At 41.2% G+C, this 14,740-nt stretch carries 13 protein-coding genes; 6 read left to right on the forward strand and 7 right to left on the reverse strand.

Features of this window, described 5'->3' with window-relative positions:
- Position 1 precedes the first annotated feature (1 nt).
- Both ACVBIK_RS12905 and ACVBIK_RS12910 read left to right on the forward strand, forming a co-directional pair.
- On the forward strand, positions 2 to 823 hold the full coding sequence (locus ACVBIK_RS12905; protein WP_447169841.1) for a Hachiman antiphage defense system protein HamA: 822 nt from the start codon (positions 2 to 4) through the stop codon (positions 821 to 823).
- Positions 813 to 4,040 carry a DEAD/DEAH box helicase gene (locus ACVBIK_RS12910; protein ID WP_447169842.1) on the forward strand — a complete coding sequence of 1,076 codons (3,228 nt, stop codon included), beginning with the start codon at positions 813 to 815 and terminating at the stop codon, positions 4,038 to 4,040. The genes ACVBIK_RS12905 and ACVBIK_RS12910 overlap by 11 nt, the downstream gene beginning before the upstream one ends.
- Before the next feature lie 97 nt (positions 4,041 to 4,137).
- On the opposite strand, the gene ACVBIK_RS12915 is transcribed toward ACVBIK_RS12910, so the two are convergent.
- The 4 genes from ACVBIK_RS12915 to ACVBIK_RS12930 all read right to left on the reverse strand — a co-directional run bounded on the left by ACVBIK_RS12915 (position 4,138) and on the right by ACVBIK_RS12930 (position 7,817).
- Positions 4,138 to 5,625, reverse strand: a complete 1,488-nt coding sequence (locus tag ACVBIK_RS12915; RefSeq protein WP_447169843.1) for a protein PacB — start codon at positions 5,623 to 5,625, stop codon at positions 4,138 to 4,140.
- Complete coding sequence (locus ACVBIK_RS12920) at positions 5,622 to 6,326, reverse strand: hypothetical protein (RefSeq protein ID WP_447169844.1); 705 nt, start codon at positions 6,324 to 6,326, stop codon at positions 5,622 to 5,624. The genes ACVBIK_RS12915 and ACVBIK_RS12920 overlap by 4 nt, the downstream gene beginning before the upstream one ends.
- 73 nt (positions 6,327 to 6,399) lie before the next feature.
- Positions 6,400 to 7,209 (reverse strand): YagK/YfjJ domain-containing protein, encoded by an 810-nt coding sequence (locus tag ACVBIK_RS12925; RefSeq protein ID WP_447169845.1) that lies wholly within the window; start codon positions 7,207 to 7,209, stop codon positions 6,400 to 6,402.
- A gap of 371 nt (positions 7,210 to 7,580) precedes the next feature.
- The gene (locus ACVBIK_RS12930) at positions 7,581 to 7,817 is read right to left on the reverse strand and encodes an AlpA family phage regulatory protein (RefSeq protein WP_447161740.1); all 237 of its coding nucleotides are present in this window, start codon (positions 7,815 to 7,817) and stop codon (positions 7,581 to 7,583) included.
- A gap of 272 nt (positions 7,818 to 8,089) precedes the next feature.
- Between ACVBIK_RS12930 and ACVBIK_RS12935 the strand changes: the two genes are divergently transcribed.
- Positions 8,090 to 8,590 (forward strand): hypothetical protein, encoded by a 501-nt coding sequence (locus tag ACVBIK_RS12935; RefSeq protein ID WP_447161739.1) that lies wholly within the window; start codon positions 8,090 to 8,092, stop codon positions 8,588 to 8,590.
- 197 nt (positions 8,591 to 8,787) lie between these two features.
- Positions 8,788 to 9,483 carry an HNH endonuclease gene (locus ACVBIK_RS12940; protein ID WP_447161738.1) on the forward strand — a complete coding sequence of 232 codons (696 nt, stop codon included), beginning with the start codon at positions 8,788 to 8,790 and terminating at the stop codon, positions 9,481 to 9,483.
- A gap of 149 nt (positions 9,484 to 9,632) precedes the next feature.
- On the opposite strand, the gene ACVBIK_RS12945 is transcribed toward ACVBIK_RS12940, so the two are convergent.
- The 3 genes from ACVBIK_RS12945 to ACVBIK_RS12955 all read right to left on the reverse strand — a co-directional run bounded on the left by ACVBIK_RS12945 (position 9,633) and on the right by ACVBIK_RS12955 (position 12,739).
- On the reverse strand, positions 9,633 to 10,358 hold the full coding sequence (locus ACVBIK_RS12945; RefSeq protein ID WP_447161737.1) for a hypothetical protein: 726 nt from the start codon (positions 10,356 to 10,358) through the stop codon (positions 9,633 to 9,635).
- The gene (locus tag ACVBIK_RS12950; protein WP_447161736.1) at positions 10,355 to 11,650 is read right to left on the reverse strand and encodes a tyrosine-type recombinase/integrase; all 1,296 of its coding nucleotides are present in this window, start codon (positions 11,648 to 11,650) and stop codon (positions 10,355 to 10,357) included. The genes ACVBIK_RS12945 and ACVBIK_RS12950 overlap by 4 nt, the downstream gene beginning before the upstream one ends.
- A gap of 225 nt (positions 11,651 to 11,875) precedes the next feature.
- Positions 11,876 to 12,739 carry a YicC/YloC family endoribonuclease gene (locus tag ACVBIK_RS12955; RefSeq protein ID WP_447163460.1) on the reverse strand — a complete coding sequence of 288 codons (864 nt, stop codon included), beginning with the start codon at positions 12,737 to 12,739 and terminating at the stop codon, positions 11,876 to 11,878.
- 273 nt (positions 12,740 to 13,012) lie between these two features.
- On the opposite strand from ACVBIK_RS12955, the gene rph reads away from it, so the two are divergent.
- Complete coding sequence (gene rph / locus ACVBIK_RS12960) at positions 13,013 to 13,726, forward strand: ribonuclease PH (protein ID WP_012157036.1); 714 nt, start codon at positions 13,013 to 13,015, stop codon at positions 13,724 to 13,726.
- 119 nt (positions 13,727 to 13,845) lie between these two features.
- Entirely contained in the window at positions 13,846 to 14,487 is a 642-nt protein-coding gene (gene pyrE, locus ACVBIK_RS12965; RefSeq protein WP_447161734.1) for an orotate phosphoribosyltransferase, read from the forward strand.
- Positions 14,488 to 14,740: the final 253 nt, after the last annotated feature.

Here is a 14,740-nt window from a genome sequence, read left to right on the forward strand (position 1 = left end):
GATGGCTGTTGAAGCACCCTGGACAAATCAACACCTTCAATGGTTAGAGGAAACTCGTGATGTTATTACTACTGAGTGCGGGAGGCAGGCTAAGGTTTTTACTTTTTCATGTGATACTGAAAATGATGAAGTAATGAGCGCTTGGGCTAAACATTTTCGTAATCATTATTGTGCTGATTCTCATATTGAATTCCTGAGGGCACCAGATCAAAGTAATTCAGATTATTTAGTTGCTATGAAGTTTCCCTGTAAAACTAAGGCCCCTGGACCAAGTATTCGAGCTGGAGATTTTGCTGAAATTCTCGTGGCTGATTATCTAGAGTTTATGTGTGGATATTGCGTACCAAGAACACGGTATGACCGAAAAGGGGTGCCAAATGAGTCAACGAAAGGGTCTGATGTTTTAGCGTTTAAACAAGATGCAATTAATGACAGAAATGATGAGCTATTAGTATATGAAGTTAAGGCTAAACTGAGTCCGGGATATAAAGCAATGCTTCAAGTGGCAATTGAAGATTCAAAGAAAGATGAGTTCAGAATTGCAGAATCTTTGAATGGTATAAAGCAGCGGATGTTAGATAAGCAAGATATGCCTGGAGTTCAGCTAGTTTCACGCTTTCAAAACTCAGTGGAGTCACCTTATAAACGTAGGTTTGGTGCTGCGGCTGTATGTACCGATCTTGCTTACGATACAGCAAAAATGTCAGAAGCTAATGCTGAAGCTCACCCAAATAAAGACTCCCTTGAACTAATTGCGATTAAGGGCCCTAGTTTAATGGATTTAGCCCATAAGCTTTATGAGAGGGCCGCGAATGAAATTTGAATCTAAGTCTAATAAACTTCTAGCTATAACAAAGGCGAAAGCCAAAATGTATGAGTTTCAACTCAGGGAAGAAGATCATATTCCTATTCTTATACCTCCTCAAAAGCTCCTAACAATGACATTTGGTATTCTAGGTGATTTTTGTTATTTATTTAATAAAAATGAACTCTCCTTGAAAGACGTTGAAGACTTAGAACTCAAGCGTCAAGAGGTTAGAAATGCAGCTAGGTATTTCGATGCATTAGATTGTTCTCAGCTGGAAGAAAACTACTCATATTACTTATTACTTCTTGGGGCAGCATCCTATTATTTAGCTGAAATGCCAGGAAGCAGTGTAGTATTAGCTGCAAAATTTAGTGCTGTAAGAGACCCCGTTACGGACAGTGGGATCGAATTTTTGTTAGATAAATTGTTATCTAATGATTTTGATGATCGTAAGGTTTTTTGTGCCTATAAAGACCAGCCTATTTATGATTTTGCAGATGAAATCTTGAACTGTTTCGAAGCATTTTATCATGTAAAACCCTGGTCCGAACACATAACTCCCCTTATTCCTTATATTGAGTCGATTGATGAGATTAGAGGATTAACAAGATTCATTTTCTCTGAGAATGGTGTAAAGAAAATATACATCGAAAGTGCTGAACGCTGTATTCTCGAATGTTTAGAAAAGTTACATCAAATAATAACTGCAACTGGTACAGATCGTGAGCTCTTTTTAGTCAATGTCATTTTCGCCGTTATTAAAAGTAAATTAGAAAACTCGAGTAGAAAACTGCTGCCTGCCGCTTCTGGATTGTCACTGATGAAATGGCTACCAGTAGTTAGCAAAAATGACTTCATCAGAGAGTTTTGGCCCGCACAGAAGCTTTTGGCAAATGCTGGTGTTTTTAGAGGTCAATCAGGTGTAATTCAATTGCCAACGAGCGCCGGAAAAACTAAATCAGCTGAGATAATTATTCGTTCAGCATTTTTGTCAGAGCGTGCAAAGACTGCGGTAATAATTGCACCATTTCGTTCATTATGTAGAGAGATTAGTAGCTCGTTGTCTCATGCATTTTTAGGTGAAAAAGTTTTAATTAACCAACTGAATGACTTACCTCAAATTGATGATTTTGATATTGAATTGTTTTCTCAGATATTTGATACGATTGAGACAGAAGAACCTAGTCAATCAGTTATCGTTTCAACACCTGAAAAGTTTGTTTATCTATTGAGGCATAAACCTGAGTTAGCAGATGAAGTATCTTTGGTCATATATGACGAAGGGCATCAATTTGATACTGGTCAGCGTGGAGTAACATATGAGTTACTTTTAACGTCACTGAAGCAAAAATTAAAGGCGAATACCCAACATGTATTAATATCTGCTGTCATTTCCAATGCAGAATCGATTGGTAAGTGGCTTTATGGCGGAGAAGGGGTATCTGTTAATGGTTCAGAATGCTTAGCTACAGAGCGCAGTGTAGCTTTTAGTAGCTGGACCACTAGACGAGGTCAGTTTCATTATGTAGATCCGTTAAGCCTTAATACAGAAGAGTATTTTGTTCCTAGGATACTGGAAGCTACAGAGATCCCAAAGCGAGGAAGAGAGCGTAGGCAAAGGTATTTTCCTGAGAAAGATAACAAGTTTAGTGTAGCTGCATATTTAGGAATGAAGTTATCTCAATATGGTCCCGTCGGTGTGTTTTGTGGAACAAAAAGAACAGTAGAAAGTATCTGCAAAAATATTGTGAGTGCTGCTGAGAGAATTGAAGGTCTGTTTGTTCCCTTAGATGTATCATCGCATGATGAAATATCTAAAATAGGACGGTTGTCTTCTAAACACCTTGGAGATGCTTCAGATATGACCAAGGCAATCTTGTTAGGAGTATTGCCTCACAGTACGAATGTGCCTAATGGGCTACGAATTTCTGTAGAGTATGCTATGGAAAATGGCTTAGGTCGTTGTGTAGTGTGCACATCGACTTTAGCTCAGGGTGTTAATCTACCAATAAAATATTTAATAGTATCGGGTGTATTTCAGGGCCAGAAACGAATTTCTACTCGTGATTTTCATAACCTATTAGGGAGAGCTGGCCGATCGGGTAAGCACACCGAAGGTAGCATTATTTTCACGGATACTGAACTTTACGATAGAAGGCGTACTTCCCAGAAATGGCAATGGGGAAACATGCAAAGTTTGCTTGACCCTGCACAATCAGAGCACTGTTCAAGTAGCTTACTAAACCTTGCAAAGCCATTTGAAGATGATCCATTTGATATCGATCCGATAAAGTTTATACAAGATTCAGAAAAATATATTCAGTTAAGTATCAAGGCTGCTATAGGGCAAGATATATCGGATTTATTGGCTCAAATGGATTCAAGAAAGAAATACTTTAAAAGTATTGAGAGCTATCTTTTAGCAAACTCTTCGGGTGAAGAAGATTTGACTGAAGATAAAATACTTGAGCTTTATTCTAATACATTAGCTTATTCGTTGGCAGATGACGGAGAGAAGCTGAAGTTAAAAGCCATTTTTATAGCAGCAGCGGTCACAGTAAACAGCGTTGAACCGGAAAAGAGAGTTGTATTTGGTAAGGCATTGTTAGGTGTAGCTGAACTGCATAAAATTGACTACTGGATTCAAGAGAATATTGAGCGACTGTCTGAAGAACTCTCAATGGGTCAGTGGCTTGATATCTTGTGGCCATTAGCAACTGCTGTAACTCAAAGTAAAGTGTTAGGCAAATTGCTCGATGACGGTGCCGGATTACATATTGCTAAGCAATGGCTAGCTGGAGTTAGTTACATAGATATTCTCGATGAAGCAAATGAACGAGAGTATAAAATCTTAGCAGGTTCTCAAGAACGTAATATCACAATATCTAATGTATTAGATATTTGTGATAGTGCATTAAGTTACAACATTATGTTAGTAGTCGGCGCTGTGGCAGACTTAATGGAAAGTAGAGAGGAGTTAACTTCTCAAGCTGAACAAGTTCGAATGTTACAGCGCTCGTTGAAACTTGGCTTATCATCGAATGCGGAGCATTGGTTTTATTCGAAAGGTCTAGCTGATCGCGCTATTTGCAAGCACTTGAGTGACACTGTAATGACTAGGGGAGATGAAGCTCGTATCGGAGATGGATTCTTCGAGAATAATAAACATTACATTGAACCTTTTTTAGCGGAGTATCCAACCGTATTTTTTGATTCCGTTTATTCTAGGTAAGACTCTGTTGATCTCTAAAATGCTCTTGAATTTGTTCTTTTAGACTTTGTTTGCTACGCGCGCGCGGTGTTTCACCGCGTTCAGTTTTAGAAATGCTCTAACTTATCCATTGATTTACGGCCTTTTCTCGTTCAGATTCAGCCTCAGTTACTTTTGAAAATATGGGCTCCGGATTAGCTAAAAACATGAAGCTATAGGTGTCGGATCTATCGGGAGATTTGATGTTGTGTTTTTCTCTCATTTCTTTCTTTGCACACACAACCCATTGGCCTAATTCGTTGAGGTGGACAGGTAAACGGGATATCTGGCTTTTAGTGAGTTCCGAGCTATCAATCTGCATTCGTCCGGTCTTTATCGCATCGCGCATCATTATGTGGCTATAAGCACGTTGGTTGATGAAGCGGCTTTTCTCCCCATGATTAAAGACTGGTTTACCCCAACGGACCTCTTGAACGTTTAAACCGAGTTCTAAGGCGATTTTTACCGTTGAGAAGCCAACGCCATCACCATCAATTAAAATGCTGATATTTTGGCTCTCATAGGGCTCTATGTGCCTTTTTATCTCGTAGGCGAAGTCTATAGGATCTATATCTGCACGCATTTCTATAATGGAATGGGAGACCACCAGCCGAGTATTTGCAGGTTCTAGCGATACCTTGCAGATATTGATTACTGATTTGTCTCTACCATTTCCGACATCACACGCAGCAACCCAGCCCCATTGGCCGTCAATTAGCGTTGGTGAACTTCTTGCTGCTCGTTCACAATCCGTTCTGCTAAGCAGGTAACCATCCATATTGTCAGGGAAGTGTCCTAACACCTTTATCTGGTATTCCGGTGAATCTTCCCCACCGTAAGAGATCAACTTCTCACCGATAAACTCGGGTGTTACAAGGGGGGACTCTTCAGAGTTTAAGGTGATAGCCGCCCAGATCCCGCTAGGGTTATCGGTTGTTTTAGCTAGCCTATGGTGAGTATCGTAAAAGAAGCCTGATGTGCGAGTTGGTTGACTGAGTAAGCACATATTGTTGTTGGCTTCGGTTAGTGCTGAGCTCAATACGTTTAAGGCTTTGTCTGATAAACCACTGGCTTCATCAACAACCACTAGGTAGGTATGACAATGCTCACCAGCTAATGCTTCTTCATTGCCCTGACGAGCAGATTTAGCAATGCAGCTCCATATACCTTTGTAACCGATAGCGTAGAACTCTCGTTCGTTCAAACCAAAGTAGTGCTCTATCCAAGGAATGTTACGGCAGAGAGCTTTGAAATTGATTTTAAGGTACTTCCAAATAACATTACGCACTTGAGCTGCGTTATTGGCAACCACTACCACTCTGCTTTCTGGGTTTAAGATGATAAAAGCGAGGATGATAATGCTGGTCATATCGCTTTTGCCTGTACCATGACCGCTAGATACCGACACTCTTGCACCGTGCTTTTGAATTGCCGAGATAATCTGCCTTTGTTGCCAGGTAGGGCTTTTCCCCACTAATACTGAGGCAAAGCTAACCCAGTCTTGTTGGAACATGGCTAAGAGTTCTATATAGCGAGGATCTGCTAGGATCGTTTTTAGCTTTTTCAATTTTCATCCTCGCTAGACTCAGAGTAACTAAAAAGCTGCTGGTTAATTCTTTGCTTCTCTTTTGATACCGCCTGCTGGCGCAGTTTGATCTGCTCTTCTTCGGCTGCAATAGTGGTTTTGTAGTCTTGGAGTTTTTCAAGTACTTGCTCACGACTTAGGTTGTCATGATCGGTATCGGTTTGTTGTGCTGACAGTTCATTCGAGAGCATCTGTTGTACGTACTTAGGTAACTCTCCTAGCTGGTGGACCTCAAACTGGTATGCCACATCACTAGCTGAACAATTTCCTTTATAGAGTTTATTTAACCAGCGATTGCGACTCTTAATAATTTGAGTTGATTCCGTTTGGGCAAACGATGAATCGAGCACTTTGTGGATTTGAGGGACAAGTTTTGCGGTTCTATCTGCGCACGAAAGCACTACACTCAATGCTACAGAGTCTTCCCCTTCAGTAATTAACCTTGTTATTACCTCTTGTCCTAGCTGGGTGATATTAGACAGTTGCCCTTTTAACACCCCTAGCTCAAAGCCAAGATCATTATCTAAAATTGAGCTAAGTAACTCCTTTGGTATCTTGTTAGAGAAACCTCCATGAACGAGAGCTGCGCTGTTGTTACTTTGGAACTGTGAACGTCGGGTTTTGGGGGCAATGATGTAGTCAGTGTTTTGTTTAGCTGTTTTAATCGTTTTAGCCTTTTTCATCTTCCCACCTCCCTAGTTGCATACTTTTTAAGTTTGAAGCGTTCTGCGTGATGTTAGTGTTATACCAATGTCATTAGGTGTCGCCGTTAAAGCCTGTATCAGTCTTGGTTTGAGTTCGAATGCTTGAGTTAATCAGGTCATAAATCGATATCGGTAAATCTTCTTCAGAAAACCAGCCATGTTTTCGGCTAGACTTTTTATAAATTTTTCCCATTAAATCATTGGTTATTTTAAATGTGTGTCTTTTGTGATTTTTTAAGAACGTAACTAGTGGGTCTACAAGCAACAGGTCATTATGTTTATCTATACTTCCCTTTGGTTTTAGCCTGCTCCAAATGAAGTTTCTTGCACTTCCGTTGAGCTCTTTAGTGTCCTCTTTGGTTAAGTAGCTAATGCGATAAACAATTGGGTCAATGGAAGCTTTGTTGCCTTTGACCATAGTGCCGTAGGAGTGGGGTACCTTTGCTAATTTTCCTCCACAAAACCGTGTCCAGGACTTTTCAAGTAAGTCTAGGAGTCTGCTGGGATGTTGAATTTTTTGGCCGCTTAGCATGAGAACAACGTGGTAGTGCTGTATCGGTGAGGATACTTGCTCTCTGGTACAAAAGTAGGCCGCTTTGCATTTGTACTCTTTTTGCAGCTTTTTCTTTTCGGTTTGTAAATACAAGCCAATATCTTTATTCGAATTCGAGAACTCAGTGGGGTGTAGATCGAATCGAACCACGAACACTTTTGTATAGCGATCTAGCATGGTTCCACATAATTCGAATATCTTCTTTAACGGTCTTTTAAAGTGTCCTTTGATCTTGGGTTTGATGATTGGGTAACTATGATTTTTGTAAACATAAGGAAGGGAGTTGTGTTTTGTGATTAGAAAAGACATGAGCTTTATCTCTACTGGTTTACTACATCTATGATTTATGTGGCGGTTTATATTATTTAAATACCGCTTTTTTGTTTGAGCTTGTTTATCGCTGATTTAGACAAGTAAATTGGGCACACAACTCGGGGTGTTAGTTGTGCGCTCTATTTGGTTAGCTTGGTAATTTTTTAAGCTCAATGAGCTTTGCAATATCTTTGAATAGCCAGCAATGAGCATTTCCCTTTTTTACAGTGGGGGCCGGGAACTCTCCTGATTTGATCTGGCGACTCAGTATTGAGCTAGATACCTTTTGCTTTAGGAGCGGTAGTAGCTCTCGCGTAGTGATAATTCGACTGTCTTCGATATAAAGCTTTAGGTCGTGATCTGACGACCTACTTGGCATGATGCTCTCCAAGATTTATCACTTTACGAGAGTGGACCCATTCCATAAGCTCCGTAAAAGACCAAGCTATTTCATCCCCACCAGGGATCAACTCCCGACGTTTAGGAAAGAGGCTTTTACGTTCAAGTGTCCAAGCTGTGGATCTTGATATTCCAGTAATGGACTTACGCTCATGCTCACGGACAAGCCTATCTTCGAATGTTGTGGTAGCAGTTGTTTTACTCATAATTACCTCGATTAATTGGATAACTGACCTTTTCAGTTCGAGGGCATCTTCTATGGTTTTTTTGTGAAGAAAAATAGCAATCGCTAGCGAAACTATAGTTTCGCTAGCGGTAGGGTAGTTTATTGGGGGGTATGCTTATTTGGCATGTTTATGTCGAATTCCTACTTTGATCAGTAACAACTGACAATTTCATCAGAAAGCCATTGATCTAACATGATTAATGATTGAACCTGGTCAGGATTATCAATTTAAAAAGTGTAAGGGGAGATAAAATGAAAGCATTGGTTTTATTATTAGTTAGTGCTTTGGCCTCAAATGTCGATGCTACTGAGAGAGTTAATTTTGAATATTGGTCTGTGCTAAAGCACGAGCATCATGAGAACTCCCCTTATTCAGCTACATCAGTAGGCTTTGATGTTGATAGAGAGCAACGGATTTGGTTTACCTGCGCATATAACTCAGATGGTTTTCAAGCGGAATTTTTGAAACTAAAGATGACTGAGTATGGGCAAGATATACACACATATGTTGAATATTCAAATGAACATGAACATCGAAAGTTTTATGTAGCTCCAAGTGATATTGGTACGGATCTATTAACAACGATTAATAACCTGCGTTTTATTGAGGCGGTAGAAAACTGGGAAACTATGACTATAAAATACACGATATGGCAAAATAGTTCGATCAAGAGTGTTACTAGCAGGAAGATAAATTTAGTGGACTATGGCAAAGCTAGAAGCACTGCCGTCTCGTATTGTTATCAAGGATGATAAATGTTTTTTCTTAAGGTAGTCTATTGATTAATAGAACGGCTGATTCGACACCAACAATTGAGCAATCATCACAGCTATAGCGGCAGTTCAACAAGGCCATTATTGATACGATCTTTTGGGCTTTATGAGGTTTTCTGGATAAAGCAGCGGCTCAATATCTAAAGCGTTAAGTTTATCATTGAAATGGAGTTCTAATGGCAGATTTAGATACACTATACGGCAGGTTAAGAAAGGCAGTCGTGAATAGAAGAAGCAATACTTATTGTCTGAGACTGTGGAGCCAGTTTATCAGAGAGAGAGATGGAAATAGATGTGTCATTTGTAAATCAAAAAAACGCCTTTCTGCTCACCATGTGATTAGAAAAAGCCTATGGAAAAGTCTAAGGTTCATGACGGGAAATGGAATTACACTTTGCCATATTTGCCATAAGGATCCACATGCTGGCTTCAATGGAAGGCCTGATCTAAACCTACCTATGGATACACAAGGTGGAGAGAAAATAGACCTCTTTACTGGGTATCTAGGTGCGCTTGTTATTGATTCAAGTGATAGAGCATTATTTCAAGAGCATTATTACTACTTTAGTGATGGCGCGTTAGATGCCTTTAAAAAAATCCAAGGGATTCCAGATGCTGCCATATTTAACGGAAGAAGTATTGAGCAGGCATACCAGGTGTGGAATCAAACTCCTCGTGGAATGTTAGAAGCTATTATGAGTTCTTTAGGGGTATCAATTCCAGATGATTATGTGCAAAACGAAGAAATGACGATTCATTATTCTGACACGCACAAAAAAGAAGATGGCACTCCAGCGGATGTGATGTATTTTAGGTACATCCCTCCCACAGAGTTTAAAGAGAACCCTGACAAACTTGGCGAGAAAACTTAACAAGCAAAGGCAATCGATGCGAAAATTCACACGATTGCTTTGGCCGTTAGCGAACATCCGGTAGCGATACTTGTCCTAAATGACTTAGCTGAGTAACATATCCCCCTGCTAAGTCACTCTCCCTGGTTTCCTAAAGTTATAGCTTAGAACTATTCAAATAATTTGGAATAGTCTCTAAGAATGAGCTCGTGCACTATGTCTTTACATGGAGTTTCCTTATCAGGTCGCCCACCAGCTCTTGCTAGCACTGGCACATGCTCGAAGATCTGCTTCTTGATTAGCCCTTCTGATACCGAAATGTTTTTACGGTCCCTAATGAGTTGCTTAATGGCTCTTGCCACGTAGGCGTACTTGACTGTTTGGTGTTCAGGCAATTGGTAAAAGTCTTGAGCTATTGCGACGGTTACGTCGCAAAATTTATTGTTTTTTGCTTTAACTACATTTGCACCTTTTGTAGTGTCCTTCTTTGATTTTACTCCTCGACTCATTGCCTGCTCAGTTTGTGCTGCTGTGTTGTGTATACCTATTTCATAATTAAGAACGCCGAACGTCATTACTAAATTATCTAGTTGCTGGTGGCTGTCTGCTGGCAAACTGGCTTTCATTTGGGTTAATTCCCGTGAAAAGCGCCCTGCTTTAGCCAGAATGCTTGAAAGAGATTCGAGTTCTTCTGCTTCTGAGATACTCATACCTAGATTAGTCTGAATATGTTCTAGTGATAATTTTACATGGTCACAGACGGCTTCAGGTGTAAGGTCTTTTTGCGGGAGCGCTCGAAGCTCATTGATTTTACTTATAGTGAGCTCACCATCTGTTAAGTGATTAGCTATATCGTCTATCCAAATCTGGCAGTCTAAATTTATGTCGAAGCTCATTTTTCACCTACACTAATGCGAACTGGTTTTGTAAAAGGTGTTACGTTGGACTGGTTGTTGACCATTGGAGCAATCATTGAAGCTAACTTGCTCAGTGCTTCAGCTCTTTCTTTCAAGTAGTCATATTGGTCATATACCGCTTCAATGCGTTTACGCTTGTGATTTAAACATCTCTCACCAATATCATTTGGCACACCGATCTCTGCTAATAGACTTCGGCATGTTCGTCTTAAGTCATGAATAACAAAATGTTCAATGCCTGCATTCCCTAAATGGTTTTCATTAGGTTCCTTGTCACTATCTACTTTTTTCCCAAATAGTTTGGCTAAAGCATGGTTGAGCGTGTCACTTGATATGTGCCCTTTAGGCTTATCTGTTTTCGATTTGCTTACCCTTCTAGATGGAAAAACAAAGTCTGAACCGTTTGCTTTAACATGGATCTCTTTAAACCATGGGACAACCTGCTCAGGTAGAGGTATGGTGATTGCGGCTTTTGTCTTGCTCCTTTCTGTTGGTAAATGCCACTGCAGATTGTCGAAATCAAATTCATCCCATTTAGCAGCAATAAGTTCTCCCTTGCGAACACCGAGACTGACTAATAACGCGATTGCTAAATAGTTATCTCTAGTGAAGGTATGATCATTTTCACGTAAGACTCTAAATGTTGCTTGAAGCTCATTAAATGTAAGTTTTCTGGTCCTGCTAGATTCAACGCCACCAGCATCGGCTACTTTAAAAGCACTGGCTGGATTTGCAGAAATAAGATCTAGCTTACAAGCGTGATCAAAAAGTTGTTTGCAACAGAATAGGGTTTTATTCGATACCGTCTGACGGTCGCTGATTGCAACTTTGCTAATGATTGCTCTAATATCTCGAGCATTCACATCAGCAATTTTCAATCGTCCTATTGTTGGCTTAATCTCTTTGGTGTACATCCGTTTAGGTATTTCTGGATGCTTTAGTCGTTTTGCTATCTGGAGATACCAGTCATCGAATAAGTCATCGACAGTAACGAGCTTTTCATCATTATCTCTTTCACGCTCAGCTAGCGGGTCAATTCCTTGTTTAGCTTTATGGATAAGTATCGCTGCAGTCATTTTTGCATCTGCAAGACTCATTTGAGGGTATGTCCCCCCATCTATAGCCATGCTCCTGCGTTTACCATGTATGGAGTACCTAAGCTCCCAGTAGCCTACGCCCGTTCCTCTAGAACGAATATACAAGCCATTGCCTATAGCCTTTCTTTCTACAGCCCCACTTTTTAAAAAAGCTTTTATTTGCTTATCATTCATAGTGTTACCACGAAATTGGTGACCAAGAGGGATTTTTGGTCATTTCCTTAGTTATTTTGAGTTTTTAGGCTTTATGGTCACCATTTGGGTCACCACTTGTTCAAGACAGTAGCAGACAATGTCGGACATGTACAAAGTATTTGAAATATAAAAAAGCCCGTAATTACAGGCGTAATTACGGGCTTCAAGCGGTATTTAGGTTGGGCTGTAGAACAGCCTTAAATCTTATTCCACGTTCTGAATTTGCTCACGCATCTGCTCGATAAGCACTTTAAGCTCTACTGCTGCTGCAGTCACATCTGCGCTGATTGACTTAGACGCTAGGGTGTTTGACTCACGGTTGAACTCTTGCATCATAAAGTCTAAACGGCGACCTTGTGCGCCACCTTTCTTAAGAATACGGCGAGTTTCTGCTACGTGGGCGTCAAGACGGTCCATCTCTTCGGCAACATCCATCTTTTGCGCGAGTAGTACCATCTCTTGCTCTAAACGAGCAGGGTCTAGTTCACCGGTGATTTCGGCTAAACGGTTAGTTAGCTTGTCACGCTGCCATTGCATAACTGTTGGCATGTGACCGCGGACAACGGCGACTTGCTCAACGATTTGGTCAAGACGGGTTTGCAGCATGGTGTTGATGGCATCACCTTCACGGCCACGGGCTTCGATAAATTGATCGATTGCCGAATCAAAAGCCACTAACAACTCTTTAGCTAAGGCATCCATGTCTTGCTCAGAGCCTGACATCACACCTGGCCAGCGCAGTACATCAACCACGTTAAGCTCGCCTTGGCCAGCTTCGTTTTTAACCCAGTTAGCGGCGTTGATAATTTGCTTGGCTAGATCTTGGTTAAGTTGTAGTTCGCTGTCGCTCTTTTCGTTTAGGTCATAGCGAAGGTTGACTTCGACTTTACCGCGGTTAAGGCGTTTACGTAGACGATCTCTAAGAACAGGCTCCAAGCTGCGGAAATGTTCTGGTAGGCGTAAATAGGTTTCTAAGTAACGCTGATTAACTGAACGGATTTCCCAAGAGGCGGTGCCCCAATCTGCTTTGTGCTCAATGCGAGCGTAGGCTGTCATGCTTTGGATCATGGATGATTTCCAGTGTAGTTCGTCTAAGTGAGTAGTGATTATATACTCAAATAAATTGCAGGTGCAGGTATTAGTGTTAATTTTACGCGTGCAAACTCGATGAGATTGGGTGTTCGCGAGCATTTTAGGCCGCGGTAAGTAATAGGCTTAGGCAATGTGATTGAGCTTAGGTTTTTTGGGTCTCTGTTTTATGATTCAGATAGCATAGTGGCTAACATGTCCCTATAATATGCAGCCAAATTACCCCAATGCCCTTATATACAGGAATTCATCATGCGCCCAAGCAACAGAACTCCAGCACAGTCTCGCCCTGTGACTATTACTCGTCAGTTTACTGCTCACGCCGAAGGTTCGGTTTTAGTTGAGTTCGGTGATACTAAAGTGCTGTGTACCGCTAGTTTTGAAGAAGGCGTACCGCGTTTCCTTAAAGGCCAAGGTCAAGGTTGGGTAACGGCTGAATATGGCATGTTGCCACGTTCAACGCATAGCCGTATGCAACGCGAAGCCGCTCGCGGTAAGCAGTCTGGTCGTACTCAAGAAATTCAACGTCTAATTGGTCGTTCACTACGCGCTGCGGTAGACATGAAGCTACTAGGCGAAAACACCATTGTTATCGATTGTGATGTGATTCAAGCTGACGGTGGTACACGTACCGCTGCGATTACGGGCGCATGTGTTGCACTAGTTGACGCGCTTAACTGGGCTCGTGGTAAAGGTATCTTAAAGACTAACCCGCTTAAGTTCCTTATTGCTGCGGTAAGTGTTGGTATTTATAAAGGCGAGCCAATCTGCGATTTAGAATATATCGAAGATAGCGCTGCTGAAACTGACATGAACGTGGTAATGACTGAAACTGGTAAGATCATCGAGATCCAGGGAACAGCTGAAGGTGAGCCATTTAGCCATGAAGAGCTATTAAGTTTACTTGATTTGGCTAAGCACGGTATTCGCGAAATCGTTGATATCCAGAAAGCGTCATTGAGCTAATCATCGTTTTTGTTATTAGGGCCCTTCGGGGTCCTTTTTGTAAGTAAAAAAAATCAACTAATACTAAATACTACTAAATAATACATAGAGTATTACCCCTACATTTTTAAGGAGAGATTGTGAAAGCCTATCAACGTGAGTTTATTGAATTTGCCCTAGAGCGTCAGGTACTTCGATTTGGCGAATTTACGTTAAAATCAGGCCGCACTAGCCCTTATTTCTTTAATGCGGGCCTGTTTAACACGGGCCGTGATTTAGCGCGTCTAGGTCGTTTTTACGCGGCGGCATTGGTTGATTCGGGTATTGAGTATGACTTGCTATTTGGCCCTGCCTACAAAGGTATTCCAATCGCAACCACGACTGCGGTAGCGCTGTGTGATCATCACGATATCGATATGCCTTACTGCTTTAACCGTAAAGAGAAGAAAGAGCACGGCGAAGGTGGCAGCTTAGTGGGTAGCGAGCTTCAAGGACGCGTAATGTTGGTTGATGACGTGATTACTGCTGGTACGGCTATTCGTGAGTCTATGGAGATCATCCAGGCGCATAAGGCATCACTTGCGGGCGTACTGATTGCCCTTGACCGCCAAGAGAAGGGTAAGGGCGAGCTTTCTGCGATTCAAGAAGTTGAGCGCGACTTTGGCTGTGACATCGTGTCTATCATTAAGCTCGAAGACTTGATTAACTACCTGTCAGAAAACACGGGTATGGAAGCGCAGCTTGCATCAGTAAGCGCTTACCGCGACCAGTATGGGATTTAAAGCTTTTAGGTCCTAGGATCTAGAACCTAGGTAAAGCGCTTAACCTTGTAGGTCGGCATTTATGCCGTCATTTATTTTGATTTTGTAATTAATGCTGATGGGCTAAAGCCCAACCTACTTAAAGAAAGTACTAGGTTTAACAAACAGGTGCTAGGTGCAAAAAAGGTCCTAGGTCATAGGTAAAGCGCTTAACCTTGTAGGTCGGCATTTATGCCGTCATTTATTTTGATTTTGTAATTAATGCTGATGGGCT

The organism is Shewanella sp. 125m-1, from assembly GCF_052977065.1.

What these genes read in the sequence shown, in the direction of transcription:
- ACVBIK_RS12935 (WP_447161739.1), top strand. Translation starts at nt 8,090, where the DNA reads ATGAAAGCATTGGTTTTATTATTAGTTAGTGCTTTGGCCTCAAATGTC.
- ACVBIK_RS12925 (WP_447169845.1), bottom strand. Translation starts at nt 7,209, where the DNA reads ATGTCTTTTCTAATCACAAAACACAACTCCCTTCCTTATGTTTACAAA.
- ACVBIK_RS12920 (WP_447169844.1), bottom strand. Translation starts at nt 6,326, where the DNA reads ATGAAAAAGGCTAAAACGATTAAAACAGCTAAACAAAACACTGACTAC.
- ACVBIK_RS12940 (WP_447161738.1), top strand. Translation starts at nt 8,788, where the DNA reads ATGGCAGATTTAGATACACTATACGGCAGGTTAAGAAAGGCAGTCGTG.
- rph (WP_012157036.1), top strand. Translation starts at nt 13,013, where the DNA reads ATGCGCCCAAGCAACAGAACTCCAGCACAGTCTCGCCCTGTGACTATT.
- ACVBIK_RS12945 (WP_447161737.1), bottom strand. Translation starts at nt 10,358, where the DNA reads ATGAGCTTCGACATAAATTTAGACTGCCAGATTTGGATAGACGATATA.
- ACVBIK_RS12950 (WP_447161736.1), bottom strand. Translation starts at nt 11,650, where the DNA reads ATGAATGATAAGCAAATAAAAGCTTTTTTAAAAAGTGGGGCTGTAGAA.
- ACVBIK_RS12955 (WP_447163460.1), bottom strand. Translation starts at nt 12,739, where the DNA reads ATGATCCAAAGCATGACAGCCTACGCTCGCATTGAGCACAAAGCAGAT.
- ACVBIK_RS12930 (WP_447161740.1), bottom strand. Translation starts at nt 7,817, where the DNA reads ATGAGTAAAACAACTGCTACCACAACATTCGAAGATAGGCTTGTCCGT.
- ACVBIK_RS12910 (WP_447169842.1), top strand. Translation starts at nt 813, where the DNA reads ATGAAATTTGAATCTAAGTCTAATAAACTTCTAGCTATAACAAAGGCG.
- ACVBIK_RS12905 (WP_447169841.1), top strand. Translation starts at nt 2, where the DNA reads ATGGCTGTTGAAGCACCCTGGACAAATCAACACCTTCAATGGTTAGAG.